The 14,568-nt window shown below is 60.4% G+C and carries 11 protein-coding genes; 4 read left to right on the plus strand and 7 right to left on the minus strand.

The features are described 5' to 3' along the window. Window position 1: 1 nt before the first annotated feature. Genes HMPREF2792_RS12030 through HMPREF2792_RS12060 form a run of 7 tightly spaced genes read right to left on the minus strand, consistent with a single transcriptional unit; the run spans window position 2 to window position 8,083 of the window. On the minus strand, window positions 2-691 hold the full coding sequence (locus tag HMPREF2792_RS12030; protein ID WP_070533897.1) for a demethylmenaquinone methyltransferase: 690 nt from the start codon (window positions 689-691) through the stop codon (window positions 2-4). 11 nt (window positions 692-702) lie between these two features. Then, window positions 703-1,902 (minus strand): glycosyltransferase family 4 protein, encoded by a 1,200-nt coding sequence (locus tag HMPREF2792_RS12035; protein ID WP_070534062.1) that lies wholly within the window; start codon window positions 1,900-1,902, stop codon window positions 703-705. 8 nt (window positions 1,903-1,910) lie between these two features. Then, entirely contained in the window at window positions 1,911-2,354 is a 444-nt protein-coding gene (locus tag HMPREF2792_RS12040; protein WP_070533903.1) for a DUF3592 domain-containing protein, read from the minus strand. Beyond that, entirely contained in the window at window positions 2,355-4,046 is a 1,692-nt protein-coding gene (gene menD / locus HMPREF2792_RS12045) for a 2-succinyl-5-enolpyruvyl-6-hydroxy-3-cyclohexene-1-carboxylic-acid synthase (protein ID WP_070533905.1), read from the minus strand. Continuing rightward, a complete protein-coding gene (locus HMPREF2792_RS12050; protein ID WP_070533907.1) occupies window positions 4,039-4,653 on the minus strand; it encodes a hypothetical protein in 615 nt (204 codons plus the stop codon). Before HMPREF2792_RS12050 ends, menD begins: the two co-directional genes overlap by 8 nt. A 10-nt stretch (window positions 4,654-4,663) precedes the next feature. Continuing rightward, window positions 4,664-7,015 carry an ATP-binding cassette domain-containing protein gene (locus tag HMPREF2792_RS12055; RefSeq protein WP_070533909.1) on the minus strand — a complete coding sequence of 784 codons (2,352 nt, stop codon included), beginning with the start codon at window positions 7,013-7,015 and terminating at the stop codon, window positions 4,664-4,666. A gap of 48 nt (window positions 7,016-7,063) precedes the next feature. Further along, window positions 7,064-8,083 carry an o-succinylbenzoate synthase gene (locus HMPREF2792_RS12060; RefSeq protein WP_198530326.1) on the minus strand — a complete coding sequence of 340 codons (1,020 nt, stop codon included), beginning with the start codon at window positions 8,081-8,083 and terminating at the stop codon, window positions 7,064-7,066. A gap of 89 nt (window positions 8,084-8,172) precedes the next feature. On the opposite strand from HMPREF2792_RS12060, the gene dcuC reads away from it, so the two are divergent. The 4 genes from dcuC (at window position 8,173) to cas2 (ending at window position 14,298) form a co-directional block, all read left to right on the plus strand. Further along, window positions 8,173-9,582 (plus strand): C4-dicarboxylate transporter DcuC, encoded by a 1,410-nt coding sequence (gene dcuC, locus HMPREF2792_RS12065; protein ID WP_070533911.1) that lies wholly within the window; start codon window positions 8,173-8,175, stop codon window positions 9,580-9,582. A 186-nt stretch (window positions 9,583-9,768) separates the two neighbouring features. Continuing rightward, window positions 9,769-13,068 (plus strand): type II CRISPR RNA-guided endonuclease Cas9, encoded by a 3,300-nt coding sequence (cas9, locus tag HMPREF2792_RS12070; RefSeq protein ID WP_070533913.1) that lies wholly within the window; start codon window positions 9,769-9,771, stop codon window positions 13,066-13,068. Beyond that, complete coding sequence (gene cas1, locus HMPREF2792_RS12805; protein ID WP_083306440.1) at window positions 13,068-13,985, plus strand: type II CRISPR-associated endonuclease Cas1; 918 nt, start codon at window positions 13,068-13,070, stop codon at window positions 13,983-13,985. The genes cas9 and cas1 overlap by 1 nt, the downstream gene beginning before the upstream one ends. 7 nt (window positions 13,986-13,992) lie before the next feature. Beyond that, the gene (cas2, locus tag HMPREF2792_RS12075) at window positions 13,993-14,298 is read left to right on the plus strand and encodes a CRISPR-associated endonuclease Cas2 (RefSeq protein WP_255365895.1); all 306 of its coding nucleotides are present in this window, start codon (window positions 13,993-13,995) and stop codon (window positions 14,296-14,298) included. The last annotated feature ends 270 nt before the right edge of the window (window positions 14,299-14,568 follow it).

Below are 14,568 nucleotides of genomic sequence, written 5' to 3' on the forward strand. Positions count from 1 at the left end.
TTTAGGCCGGCTTCACCGCGGAGTGCAACGCCACGATGCCACACGTCAGGTTGCGCCAGCCCGCCTGTTCCCAGCCGTTGCGGTTGATGGCGGCGGCTAGCTCGTGCTGCTCCGGCCACGCGCGGATGGATTCTGCGAGGTAGATATAGGCCTCCGGGTTGGAGGAGACCACCTTGGCAATCGGCGGCAGCAGGCGGGTCAGGTACTCCTTGTAGACGGTGCCGAAGACCGGGATGACTGGCTTAGAAAACTCCGCCACAGCCAGGCGCCCACCGGGCTTGGTCACGCGCGCCATCTCCCGCAGGCCCAGCTCAAAGTCGTGGATATTGCGCAGACCATAGGAGATGGTCACCGCATCGAAGGTGTTATCCGCAAAAGGCAGGCGCATTCCATCGCCGGCCACCTTGGGCACATCGCGCTCCGCGCCAGCCGCGAGCATGCCGAGTGAAAAATCACAGGCCACGCACCACGCGCCGGACTTGGACAGCTCCTCCGTGGAAATAGCCGTTCCGGCAGCCAGGTCGAGGACCTTCTCCCCCGGCTTCAAGTTGAGCCGCTCGCGCGTCAGACGGCGCCAGCGCGCGTCCTGACCAAAGGACAGCACCGTGTTGGTGATGTCGTACTTCTTGCCCACCGCGTCAAACATGCGCGCAACATCGAAGGGCTTCTTATCCAGATCTGCCTTAGACACAAGCGCCTAGTCTAGGCCACGCGCGCCCCCAGGGCGCGAGCGGCCCAGCGCGGCAGCTCCGGACGCTGGCCCAAAATGGTCAGCGGCACCTCGCGGACATTCTCCAAAACTTCCTCGTAATAGCCCAGCAGTTGCTCGCACAGAGCCGGCCACGTCTTGGAAGAAATCGACTGCCGGGCGTTCTCCCGCAGCTCTTCGTGGATCTCCGGGTTGAGCAGCGCATCGACGGCGTTGGGGAGGTCCTCGACGAACGTGGAGACGTCGAGAAGCAGCCCGTTATAGCCTTCCTCAATGAGGTCCACCGGGCCGCCCGCGCGCGGGCCGATGGTGGGCACGCCCGAGGCCTGCGCCTCCTGGATGGCCTGGCAGAAGGTCTCGAACTCGCCGGCGTGGACGAAGATGTCCAGGGAGGCATAGGCCGCGGCCAGCTCCTCGCCGCCCAGCGCGCCGGTGAACACCGCGTCCGGCAGCTGGGCCTCCAGCAGCGGGCGCTCGGGGCCATCACCAACGATGACGAGTTGGATGTCCTCGCGTCCGTTAAGCGCGGACAGGCGGTGCACTCCCTTCTCTGCGGCCAGGCGGCCGACGAAGCCGACGATCTTCTTCTTCCCCGTGGGCTCCCACTCGCGGCGCAGCGCCGCCGAGCGCTTCGAGGGGTGGAAGCGCTCCGAGTCCACGCCGCGGCCCCAGTGGCGCACGTTCTTGATGTGGTGTTTCTCCAAGTCTGCGATGGTGAGTGAAGAGGGCGCGAGAGTCATCTGGCAGGCGTTATGGATGGTGCGCAGCCACTCCCACACCCCATAGGCCAGCGCGGAGGCGTGGTACTTGGTGGCGAAACCGGCAACGTCCGTCTGGTACAGCGCCACGGCCGGAATGCGCAGCTGACGTGCAGAGAATGCGCCCGCAGCTCCGAGAACGAAGGGGCTGGCCAGGTGGATGATGTCCGGTTTGAACTCCCGCAGCGCCTCGTCCACAGCAGAAGTAGGAACGCCGACCGGGAGCGAATCCACCAGCGGCACGCGCACGGTGGGCACGCGCACGATGGTGAACCCGAGGTAGTCGGGGATTTCCTCCTGCCCATCCCGGGCACCGGGGGCGATGACGATGGCCTCGTGGCCGTGCTCGTGGAGGTGTTCGAGGACACGCAGCACGGAGTTGGTCACTCCGTTGACGTTAGGCAAGAAGGATTCCGCGACGATGGCTACACGCATGCGCCCCATCATTCCTTTCCTGGGTGCTCGGTTGGTAACGCACGTGCTAAATTCCGGTTAATTTTCCCGCTCCCCCACCACAACGCGCCGGCGATCAGGGTGGCCACGGCCGCAGAGGACAGCGCCGGGATGATCGATAGTGTCCATTCTCGGCCTTCTACCTTGACCAGGTCCGGGTTTGTCTTGGCGTAGAGCACCCACACCTGCTGGCCTTCTCCCAGCCCAGTGGGATAGAGCAGGCCGGTGGGCGGGGTGTGGTAGATCCCCTCGGAGTCCTGGAAGTCCACGAAGGTACGCAGGGTGCCAACATCCGTCACCGTGGCCAGGGCGCGCCCGGGGTTGGCGCCGATGGTGCGGTCATTGAGAAAAGGACCGATGACCATCCCCGCCATGCCGACTAGTGCTGCGGCATAGAGCACCAGGATCAGCTGGCGCACCCGGCGCCGCGGCATTTACTGACCCACCTTGGCGTTCAGAGCCTCCTGCAGCGCGCGGCGTGAGGACCGGGTGGTATGCGCCTCCACGACGGTGATGCCGGTGGAGTATTCCTTGAGCTCTGCGAGAACATCGAGCAGCTCCTGCGCCGAGCTCACCTCGCGGTGCTCAGCACCGCAGGCTTCTGCCAGCTTGGCGACGCCCACCCCATGCGGCGTCCCAAAAGCCTTCTCGAAGGAGGGGCGCAGGGGCTCGCGGCCTTGTTCAAGCACCTCGAAGATGCCGCCGCCGTCGTCGTTTGAGACGACGATGGTGAGGTTCTCCGGGCGCGGGTTGTCCTCGGGGAGGATGAGCGAGGTGGCGTCGTGCAGGAAGGTGACATCCCCCATGAGCGCCACGGTGCGTGGGGCGCGGGGTGCGTCGGCCTCGCGGGACTGGGTGGCCAGCGCGATACCGATGGCCTGCGCGACGGTGCCGTCGATGCCGGCGGCCCCGCGCGGCGAGTAGGTTTCCACGCCGTCGAAAGGCAGACCGATGAAGGAGGCATCCCGCACCGCGTTAGAGGCTCCGAGCACGAGGGTGTCGCCGACGGCGAGGGTGTCCCCCACCGCGGCGGCGACGTGGAGTCCGGTAAAGCCGATCTCGGGCTTGGTGGCGTCCTCGCCTGTGGCCTCCGCGAGGACCTCGCGTACACCCTCGGCCGCCATCTGTGCGGCGCCTTCGCAGATCTTCATCCATTCGCGCGTGGGCTCGCCGCTGGTCTTGACGGTGGTGCCCAACTGCGCAGCCGCACCGCGCGGGTTGGTGAAATCCTCCGTGCGGGACAGGCAGATGAGGTCGATATCGGGATCACTGAGCAACGCCAGGACGCCGCGGTGCAGGGTGGGATGGCCCACGACGATAACCTGTTCCACCTTGGTGTTGACCACGTAATCATTGGCGGAGACTTGGGCGCGGCGGAAGAGGTGCGCCGCGGCCGGGTGCACCGGGTGATAGGGCGCGGGTGCAGTGGGCTCGGCAATGGTGGGGACGTCCTCCAGCCCCTCGACCTCCCAGGCCTCATCGCCCGCGATGACGAGCGTGTTGCGGCTGAGATCGACGGCCACCTCGCCGTGATTGGACCAGCGCGGGGTGTGCGCGCGGTGCTGCGTGTAATCCGTCGGGGTGCTGGGCAGCTCTTCGCCTACCAGCGGGGCATCGAGAGCCACGTTGATGTGCACCTGGCGGTCATTCAAAAAGCGCTCCGCGATAAGCGGGATATCACTCGTGCTCTCCACCTGGGTGGTCTCCGCATACACGCCGAAGATGCCGGGCTGCTCGATGGTCTGGGACGCGCCCGTGCCCACCAAACGGGCCGGGCGGTCCGCGCTGATCACCGCCAGCGGGGTGTGCGAATAGTGCGCCTCCACCATCGCAGGCAGCGTATTGGCCACCGCGGTGCCGGAGGTCATGACGATGCCGACGTGCCTGCGCTGGACGCGGGCCAAACCTAAGGCGGCGAATGCGGCCGAGCGCTCATCAATGCGGGTATGCACGCGAATATCGCTGCGCGCAAGCAGGGCCAAAGACAACGGCGCATTGCGCGAGCCTGGGCAGAGGACGACGTCAGTCAGGTGACGCGAAAGCTGGGCTGCCAGAGCTTCGGCCAGCTGCATCGACTCCGGCTGTGAGACTATAGAGTTCTCAGCATGCGGCTCAGTATTAGGCATTGTCTGCACCGCCCGCACCGGGTTCGCCGTTGCCCGAATCTAGTTGCTCGAAGAGATCATTGAGCAATCCATCCAGATCGGATTCACCCTGGTCCAGTTGATCCTGGATCTCCGGCGGCAGATCCGTTGGAATCTCCGGTGCGATCTCCGTGGGGATGTCGGTGGGAAGGTTATCCCGCGGCGAGTCCTTGGTGGTGGTCACCGTGGTGGGAACCTCGGTGGTCACGGTCTCGGTGACCGGCTCCGGGGCGGGCTTTTCGGCATCCGCTGCCGCACCGCGCCACAGGAAGAACAACACGCCGGCTATAACGACGGCGATGGCGGCAATAGCAGCGAAGACATAGGCCAGTGCTCCCCCGCCCTTCTTCGGTTGCTCCACCTGGTAGCTCGACGGGACTGGGTCGTACTGCGGCTGCTGATAATCCTGGTCATAGCCCTGCTGATAGGGCTGGCCAAAGGACTGCGTGCCCTGGGAGCCGGGCTCCGGGAAGTGCTGCTGGGGGCGCTGCGGCGGCTGCTGCTGCGGCGCGCCGAACTGGCGGGTTTCGTTCTCACCGGTGACGCGGCCGAACTGCCGCGTCTCGTTGTCACCGTTGTTGTGGGTCATGGGATTTACCTTATCGTGCACCCTTGCCACTTAGCACCCGGCCGGTGGGGGTTAGTCCCGCGGCGACCTCGCCCGGCGTGCCATCCGCCACAATCTTTCCGCCCTCCGCACCGGAGCCCGGGCCCATCTCAATGACCCGGTCCGCGCCGGCGATGAGATGGCGGTCATGGTCTGCCACCACGACGGTGTGGGAGGCCTCCACCAGCGAGTGCAGCTCAGCGATGAGCAGGTCGATATCGGCCGGGTGCAGGCCTACGGTGGGCTCATCCAATAGGTAGACGGTATGGCCCCGGCGCGAGTTGCGGGAGCGCTGCAGTTCCGTGGCGAGCTTGATGCGCTGGGCCTCACCGCCGGAAAGCTCCGGAGCGCCCTGGCCTAAGCGCAGGTAACCCAGACCTACCGCCTCCAAGGTTTGCAGCGCGTGGAGGATCGGTGCTTCATCTGTAAAGACCTCTAGCGCTTCTTCCACCGTAAGGTCCAGGACGTCAGCGATGGTCCTGCCCTGCCAGCGGATAGACAAGGTGTCATCGTTATAGCGCTGCCCCTGGCAGTCTGGGCACTGGGTATAGGAGCCGGGTAGGAAGACCAGCTCGACTTCAATCTGGCCGGCGCCGCCGCAGGTATGGCACTGGCCTTGTTTGACATTGTAGGAAAAGCGCGAAACCGTCCATTTCTTCTTCTTGGCTTCCGGGGTGGCGGCGAAGAGCTTGCGCACGTTGTCGAAGAGGTTGGTGTACGTCGCCACCGTGGAGCGCGGGGTTCGGCCGATTGGCTTTTGGGTAATGGAGACCACGCGCTTGACCTGCTCCGGGCACTCCGGGCCCGTGAGCATGTCATGGAGTGCGGCCAGCAACGTGGATTTGCCGGAACCCGAAAGCCCAGTAATGGCCGTAAACTGGCCGAGTCCGAAGTCCACGTTGAGGCCATCGATGGTGTGCGAGTGCACCCGGCGCAGCGCGATATCACCGTGCGCCGATCGCGCTTCGACCTTGGGCGTGGGGCGCGGGCGCGCCAAGGCACGCGCGGTGGGAGTATCTGCAGAGTCCGCCGCCTCTATGTAATCGGCAACAGGGCCCGAATACACCACCTGGCCGCCGCGCTCACCGGCGAGCGGGCCGACGTCCACGATCCAATCGGCGTGCTTAACTAGCTCCATGTCGTGCTCCACCAGCAGCACTGAGTTACCCTCCGCGATGAAGCGCCGGCACATGTCGAGCACCGCGCCCCTCTCCACTGGGTGCAGGCCCGCCGACGGCTCATCCAGGACATAGGTCACGCCATAGAGCCCGGAGCGCAGCTGCGCAGCCAGGCGCAGGCGTTGGACCTCACCGCCGGAGAGCGTCTCCGTCGGCCTATCCAAGCTAAGGTGCCCAAGGCCGAGTTCCAGGGCCGATTCAAAGGCGGGGAGAAGCGCTTTAAGCAGCAGATCTTCCGCGTCATTCGGTTGCGGCTTTTGGGCTTTGAGGAGCTCGAAGGCTTCGCTGAGCGGGAGGGCATTGAAACGGTCGATCGGCAGCCCGGCATAGGTAACCTTGAGCGCCTTGACCGTTAGCCGGCGCCCCTGACAGGTATCGCAGCGGCGGGTTTCCATAAAGCTCAAGACGCGCGCGCGAAGTGTGTCCGACTTCGTCTCCGCATAAGTCTTGGTCAGGTAGCTGGCCACGGAGCGCCACGTGCCCTCATAGTTGCGCTGGATCTGATCCGCCCCGCGGCGCGGCTTGACGGTGACTACTGGGCGTTCCTCGGTGAAGAGGATCCATTCGCGGTCCTTCTTCGGCAGCTGCTCCCACGGCGAGTCCAGGTCATAGCCCAACTCCTGGAGGATGTCGTGGAAATTCTTGCCCGCCCAGGCTCCCGGCCAGGCGGCAATCGCCCCCTCCTCGATGCTCAAGGAGGGGTCCGGCACCATGGAAGCCTCGGTGGGCTCATGCACCACGCCGGTGCCCTGGCACTCCGGGCACATGCCTTCCGGGGTGTTGGGTGAAAAGGAGTCGGAGTACAGGCCCTCCGGGTTGTCACCGCAGCGCGAGTAGAGCAGGCGCACGGAATTGGACATGGCGGAGATCGTGCCCACCGTGGAGCGCGCACTGCTTGTCGACGCCGCCTGCTGCAACGCCACCGTCGGCGGCAGCCCCTCGATGCGGCCCACCTGCGGGTCCACCGCCGAGGCAATAAGGCGACGGGCGAAAGGCGCGACGGACTCCAGGTAGCGGCGCTGCCCTTCGCCGTGAATGGTGCCGAAGGCAAGAGAGGACTTGCCGGAGCCGGAGACCCCGGTCACGGCCACGAGCTGGCCGCGTGGCAGGTCCACATCCACATTGCGAAGGTTGTGCAGGTGCGCGTCTCTCACGGAAATGGTCATGCACGCCAGCCTACGCTGCACCCCGGACATGGACCGTGAGCTGTATCTTTAAAGGTGCGGCCAGCACTGGCGCACGCGCTCAAACCACCAGTCACGCCGCGCAGCCGATGCCGCCAGTGCGCTGAGGCGATCCGGGTCGGGGGCGAGGGATTCGGCGCGCAGGTGACCGTCGACAAGCTCGCGTGGTGCTGTCACATCCTCCAGGAACAGCGACCCGGTGGCCAGGCCCGCAGCGGCCGGGGTGACGTCGATGTCTTCGTCGTCATAGATTTGCGGCAAGGCGGCCACTGCGGCAAGTCCCATGGAGATTCCCACCGAGGTATCCAGGGCAGAGGCCACCGTGATGTCCATGTGGCGCTCGCGCAGGTGGGAGGCTACCTCGAGTACTTTGCGCACCCCGCCCAGCGGCGCGGGCTTAACCACGGCGACATCAGCCGCTTGCAATTCCGCCACCCGATAAGGGTCGCTGGCCTTGCGGATAGATTCATCCGCCGCCACCCGCACGAAAATCCCGGCGCGCATGAGCTGGGTGCGCACCTCCTTGAGTTCCTCAACGGTCTTGCACGGCTGCTCCATGTAATCCAGCGGCATGAGCTCCTTGGCCGCGGTGACGGCTTCCTCAACGCTCCAGCCGCAGTTGGCGTCGACGCGCAAAACCGGCACGCGACCCTGTGCCTCGATGTAGGCGCGGACAGCGTGAACGCGCGCGATATCGTCCTCTAGGGTCTGCCCCTTCTCCGCCACCTTGATTTTGAAGGTGCGGCAGCCGGGATAGCGCTCCATGACCTCCGGCACCTGCTCGGCAGGAACCGCAGGGACGGTGCCGTTGACTTCTACCCACTCGCGCACGGGTTCCGGAAAGCCTTCGTAGGCCGCTTCCAGCCCGGCGGCGAGCCAGCGGGCGGATTCCTCCGCCCCGTACTCCAGGAAGGGGGCGAACTCACCCCAGCCCGCGGGGCCATCGATAAGCAATGCTTCCCGGGTCGTAATGCCACGGAACTTCACGGCGAGTGGAAGGGAGACCACGTGGGCGCGGTCAAGGACGTCATCAATGTGCATGACGTTCATCGTACGTGTGGGGGGTTGAGCGCGACACCTGTCATAGCCGGTGTTACCTTTAAACAGTAAGTGGATATAACCAGAAGAAGGATCTTTACATGCTCTACCTTCTCATCGCGCTACTGGCCATCGCCGCAGTTGTCTACCTCATCTATAAGAAAGTCCACGCCGCGGCCTCCATCTTTGCCGTTGGCGTAATCCTGCTCATGCTCGCCGCTCTCACTGGGCGCGCGGACTTCCGAACCACAGAAATTGAAGCGACCGGCAATGCCTTCTACGACCAGCTGCTCGTCGTGGACGCGCTGTTCAAGTCGCGCTTCTCCGGCATCGGTATGGCGATTATGGTGCTCTTCGGCTTTGTGTCCTATATGCGCCACATCGGCGCGGATGCCAAGACGGTCGTGGTGCTCTCCTCACCGCTCAAGCGCTTCAAAGGCTCCTACTGGCTGGTCCCAGTGGGCTTCATCCTGGGCACGCTGCTCTCACTGGTGATCCCCTCGGCCGCAGCGCTTTCCCTATTGCTCGTGGCCACACTCCTGCCAGCGCTCATCGCTGCGGGCCTGACACCGCTGACTGTGGGCGCCATCGTCGTGACTTCCTCCACCATCGTGCCCACCCCGCTAGAGGCCGGCCTCATTCAGGGCGCCGATCTCACCAACATGACTCCGACGGAATTCGTCTACGGCGCCGTCGCCTACGCCACGGTTCCCACGCTGCTCATCACGGCCTTCGTCCACATGTGGTGGCAGCACCGCTGCGATAAGGCGGATGCCCGCAAAGCCCTGGCCTCCGGTGAAGTCACCGCTGACTCGATGTGCGATAAAGCCACTGAGGAAGCCATCGCCCGCGCCGCCTCCCTGCCGGGTTACTACGCCGTGCTCCCGCTCATGCCGCTGCTGCTCATCATCATCTCCGCCATCCTCAACCGCATGGGCGTTATCCCCTTTGAGGGCGGCATCCTCCCGGTGACCGTGGTCTCCCTGTTCATCGCGATGATCATCGAGTCCATCCGCAAGCGCACCGTCACGGGTGCGGTAGATTCCATCTCCAGCTTCTTCAAGGGCATGGGCGAGGGCGCTGCGGGCGTCGTGGCCCTGCTGGTTGCCGCCGCCGTCCTGGTGGAAGGTATTACGCAGATGGGCGTCATTGACATGCTTATCGACGCCGCCGAAGGCTCCTCCGGCGCCGCCGTCCTCATCGTCCTCATCTTCGTCGCCGCCACCGCCGCGATGGCAGCACTCACCGGCTCCGGCACCGCGCCTTACTTCGCCTTCTCTGAGGTAGTGCCCAACCTGGCCTCGCAGACCTCCATCCACGCCCCGCAGATGCTCACCGCCATTTGGGGAACGTCCAACCTCATGCGCCAGGTCTCCCCGGTCAACGCCGCGGTGCTCATTGTTGCCGGCGCCATCAAGGTCAACCCCATCCAGCTGGTCAAGCGCACCTCCGTGCCCATGATTGTGGCGACGGTGCTCAACACGCTGTTTGCGTTCATGTTTATTGGATGAAAGTCATCGGCGCGAACCCAATAGCCTTCCGCCAATTTTGTGGAGAAAACCAAGACACACGAGACGCATTCTGCTATGTTCTTAACCAGAACTGAACCTCAGTAAGCGTCGGCTCGTTTCCGACGTTGATTGCTCCAAGCCGAACCCTCGGGTTCGGCTTTCTTTTTATCCGAAAGGGCTAACCTTTTGTCTCTCTCTTACCGCGTTGGAATAGATGTCGGAACTTATTCTCTTGGCTGCACCGCCATTGAGGTCGACGAGAATGATCAACCAATAGGCATTCTCAGTGCGGTTTCGCTGATCCACGACTCGGGCCTAGATCCCGACCAGCAAAAGCGCGCGGTGACCCGACTCGCTTCCTCCGGAGTCGCACGACGAACTCGCCGTCTGTACCGCCGTCGCCGCAAGCGTATGATTAAGCTCGAAAAGTTTCTCAAAGCGCAAGGCTGGGAAACTCTACCTTTTGAGCACTATTCCGACCCTTACCTTCCATGGAAGGCCCGCGTGGAATTGGTAAATTCCTTCATCCTCGATGACGAAGAACGAGGCCGATATCTTTCTATCGCGCTACGCCATATTGCCAACCACCGCGGTTGGCGGAATCCATATTGGAAAGTCTCGAGCCTATACTCACCGGCAGAACCGAGCGAAGCTTTTGAACAAATACGCAAGGAGTTAGAGGCAAGCACCGGCCATACAATTCCTCAGGATGCCACCGTCGGGCAACTCATTTCCTTTGCCCAGTTAGGTACTGACAGGCTACGCGGCGGTGGCAAGAAGAAGGACGAAAAGAAGTCCGCAAATGAGGTGAAGCAGGCAATTATTTCTGCGCGATTACATCAAATAGACCACGCACGTGAAATCAACGAGATGTGTCGTGTCCAAAAGATAGACGACACGCTCCGGAAAAAGATTCTAGATTTAGTCTTCGAAGCTGAATCCCCGAAAGGCGCTCAACAAGGACGCGTAGGAAAGGACCCCCTACAACCCAGTCGAGACCGAGCTCTAAAAGCTTCTGATGCCTTTCAGCAGTACCGTATCGCTGCTCTCACCGGAAACCTCCGTATCAACCGCGGCGGCAATACTTCTCCCCTTGATCGCGATGAGCGGCTGATTGTTTTTAATTACCTTGTCAATCTTTCTCACAAGAAAGAACCCTCCTGGTTAGACATAGCCGAGCTTTTGCGCATTGACCGTGGCCAACTAAGAGGAACGGCCACAATGACCGACGATGGCGAACGTGCAGGCGCTCGACCACCTGTACATGACACCAACCGGACAATCCTCGGCTGCAAGGTGAAGCACTTAGCTGCCTGGTGGGAGCGAGCCTCGGATGACGAACGCGCCGCCATGCTCAAGTCTCTGTCGAATGCCGAAGTTGATGATTTCGATTCCCCTGAAGGAGCTCAAGTTCAAGCTTTCTTCGCGGAGCTCGACGAGACCGAGCATGAGAAGCTCGATTCTCTACATCTGCCGATGGGCCGTGCCGCATACTGCGAAGACACTCTGAAGCGACTAACTAGCCGCATGCTGGACGAAAACCTTGATCTTTACGCGGCACGTTTGGCGGAATTTAACATCCCCAAGGATTGGACCCCTCCCGCTCCTCGAATTGGTGAACCAGTAGGAAACCCAGCTGTAGATCGCGTTCTGAAAGGCGTGGCAAGGTGGCTGGAAGCAGCCGCAGACGTATGGGGTGCCCCAAAGTCCGTCATAATTGAACACGTCCGCGATGGTTTTGTCAGTAAGTCAAAGGCTAACGAAATCGATCGTGAGAACAACGCGCGCCATAGACGCAACCAAAAGCTTTTCCAAGATATGCAGGAGAAACTAGGCATCGAAGGAAAGCCACGCAGTGCTGACCTTTGGCGGTTCCAATCAGTACAACGTCAAAATTGCCAATGCGCCTACTGCGGCGAACCAATCACTTATTCCACGTGCGAGATGGATCATATTGTCCCCCGCGCCGGCCAAGGTTCCACCAATACTCGTGACAACCTTGTTGCGGTTTGCCATCGCTGTAATCTGTCCAAGAAGAACTTCCCCTTTGCTGTTTGGGCAGCCCAGTCTGGGATTCCAGGTGTGAGTGTTCAGGAGGCGCTTGACCGCACACGCCACTGGGCCGAAGATTCCGGCATGTCAGCAAAGGACTTCAACAAATTCCGTACCAGCGTCCGCGAGCGACTGAAGCGAACCGCCATGGATGAACCGATCGACGCCCGCTCGATGGAATCTGTTGCCTGGATGGCGAACGAACTACGCGGCAGAGTTGCGCAGCGCTTTCAAGATAACGGCACTACCGTAAGTGTCTATCGAGGTGCACTCACTGCGGAAGCTCGCCGTGCTTCGGGAATATCAGGCCAACTACGTTTCATCGATGGTACTGGAAAATCTCGCCTCGACCGTCGTCATCATGCTGTCGATGCTGCAGTAGTAGCTTTTACTCAAAACTACGTTGCAGAAACTCTTGCCATTCGTTCAAACAAAAAGCGAGAGGCCGAGCTGCTTCGCTCGGCACCCCAGTGGAAAGAGTTCACTGGAGCTGATGAAGCACATCGCGCGGCATGGAATGCTTGGCTGCCTAAGATGCGAAAACTCGCCATGCTCTTGCAGCAGGCGTTGGATGAAGACCGAGTCGTAGTTACCTCGAATCTAAGACTACGCATCGGCAACGGACGCGCCCACGAGGACACAATCGGAGAGTTGAAGAAGATACGCGTCGGCGATGCTATTTCGGTCACCGATATCGACAGGGCATCCACCGAAGCTTTATGGTGTGCACTCACTCGCGAAGACGACTTCGATCTTAAAGAGGGTCTGCCAGAGAATCCCGAACGCCGAATTCGAGTACACGGCACTTGGTACGATGCCGACGACGAAATCGAGGTCTTTCCAGTTGGTGCAGGCGCTATCAAGGTACGAGGTGGTTACGCTGAACTAAGCCGTTTCCACCATGCCCGGATCTATAAAATCCCCGGGAAAAAGGCTCCCTCCTTCAGCATGTTGCGAGTTTATAATGTCGATCTAATGCAGCACCGGCATGAGGACCTGTTTTCCGCTGAGATCAAACCGCAGACAATGTCAGTCCGCCAGGCAGAACCCAAACTGCGCAAGGCCCTTGCTGACGGCACGGCAGAATATATTGGTTGGTTGGTTGTAGACGATGAGCTAGTCATCGACACCTCAAGCTTCAACACCGGACAGATTGCGGAAGTGCAAAGTGAGTTTGGGCAGATTCAACGTTGGCGGTTGGATGGGTTCTTCTCAAACTCTAAGTTGCGACTGCGCCCACTCTATATGAGTGCCGAGGGACTATCTTCCGATGTGTCTCAAGCCTCCAAGAAAGTGATAGATCGACCGGGCTGGCTGCCAGCCGTAAACAAAGCTTTTGGTGAAGGCAACATGACTGTGGTCCGTCGAGATGCTCTGGGAAGAGTGAGGCTGACTAGCAAGGCTCATCTGCCCATTTCTTGGAAGGCAGAATAATGAACTCTGGGTGGCGGGTCATTGATTGTCTCAATTTGAAGGGGTCTCTCCGGTATTCCCGGGGCCAGCTCGTCATCCATCGAGAAGATACTCCAACCGATGTTTCGCTGCCGCTAGCCCAAATCGCAGTCGTCCTCATTGGCTCAGAAAGCACAATCAGCGGTGCCGTTCTCCAGAAGCTCAGTGACTACGACATCGCCCTCTTAGTTTGCGACTGGAGAAACGTTCCGGTCGCCGGTGCTTACCCATGGAACGAACATTCCCGGATCGGTGCTCGCCACCAAGCCCAATCACAATTATCTTTGCCCAAAAAGAAGCAAGCTTGGTCTCGAATTGTTGCAGCCAAAATTTCTGGTCAAGCTTCCGTTCTAAAAGCACTAGCTAAGCCTGGAGCCAAGGAACTCTACGCCCTCTCTCGTACCGTTAAATCTGGCGATCCAGAGAATCTTGAAGCACAGGCAGCGCGCAAATACTGGTCTTGCATCTCCCATGGTCATGCTTATTTACGTTTACCTGGCAGCGGAGAACCTGGCTGGAATTCTGCGCTCGATTACGGTTACACACTATTGCGCGGCCACGGCATTCGAGCTGTAGCTAGCGCTGGATTATCTGGAGCATTAGGCGTATTCCACCACAGCCGCGGCAACAAGTGGGCATTGGTCGATGACCTTATTGAACCATTTCGACCAATGGTTGATCAGGTTGTATTCACCGTTTCTAGTGACGGACAAGCATTAGGATCTCCGCAAAAGACCCTCATATCGCAGTATCTGAACAGCCCCTTCAATTCCAGTGGAAAATCCTTAAGCACAGCTTTTAATGAGTTCAGCCAACAATATGGCCTATATATCGAGGGAAATCTAAAACACCTAAGCGTTCCCGTCTGGGAAGGAAAACTCGATGCCGGCGAAAGATAGTGAACCAATGTGGTGCGTGGTCATGTTCGATCTTCCCGTTAAATCAAGAATTCAAACCAGAGAGGCTAACAGGTTTCGAAACCACCTCTTAGACCTTGGCTTTTGTAGATCCCAACTAAGCGTTTACGTTCAGTATTTCCCCCTCGCCTCCCGTATCGCAACAACCGTCAAGCAAATCAAGTCTGGTCTACCAGAAGGCGGAGATGTGAGAATCATATCCGTCACTGATATTCAATGGTCGAAAGCGATTCGCTTTTCCAAATCAGAGCCTTCCGAAATGGAGAATACCCCACCTCAGCTCACGATTTTCTAGCGGAGGATCACCGATAAACTCCAGTTAAACGACCCTTTGGGGCCACACTGAAGTCCATCAGGGGTAATGAGAACTGAACCCCAGCACGTCTTTTCGCGAGCTAATTCTATTAGGAAGTCCATCAGGGGTAATGAGAACTGAACCCCAGCGTCTGTAGCAAGTGTATTGCTTGAACGGGAAGTCCATCAGGGGTAATGAGAACTGAACCCCAGCAGGTCGTCTAGGTACCTGTAGGCGGTGCGAAGTCTATCAGGGGTAATGAGAACTGAA

This window comes from Corynebacterium sp. HMSC068H04 (genome assembly GCF_001811255.1).
GTDB lineage: Bacteria > Actinomycetota > Actinomycetes > Mycobacteriales > Mycobacteriaceae > Corynebacterium > Corynebacterium hesseae.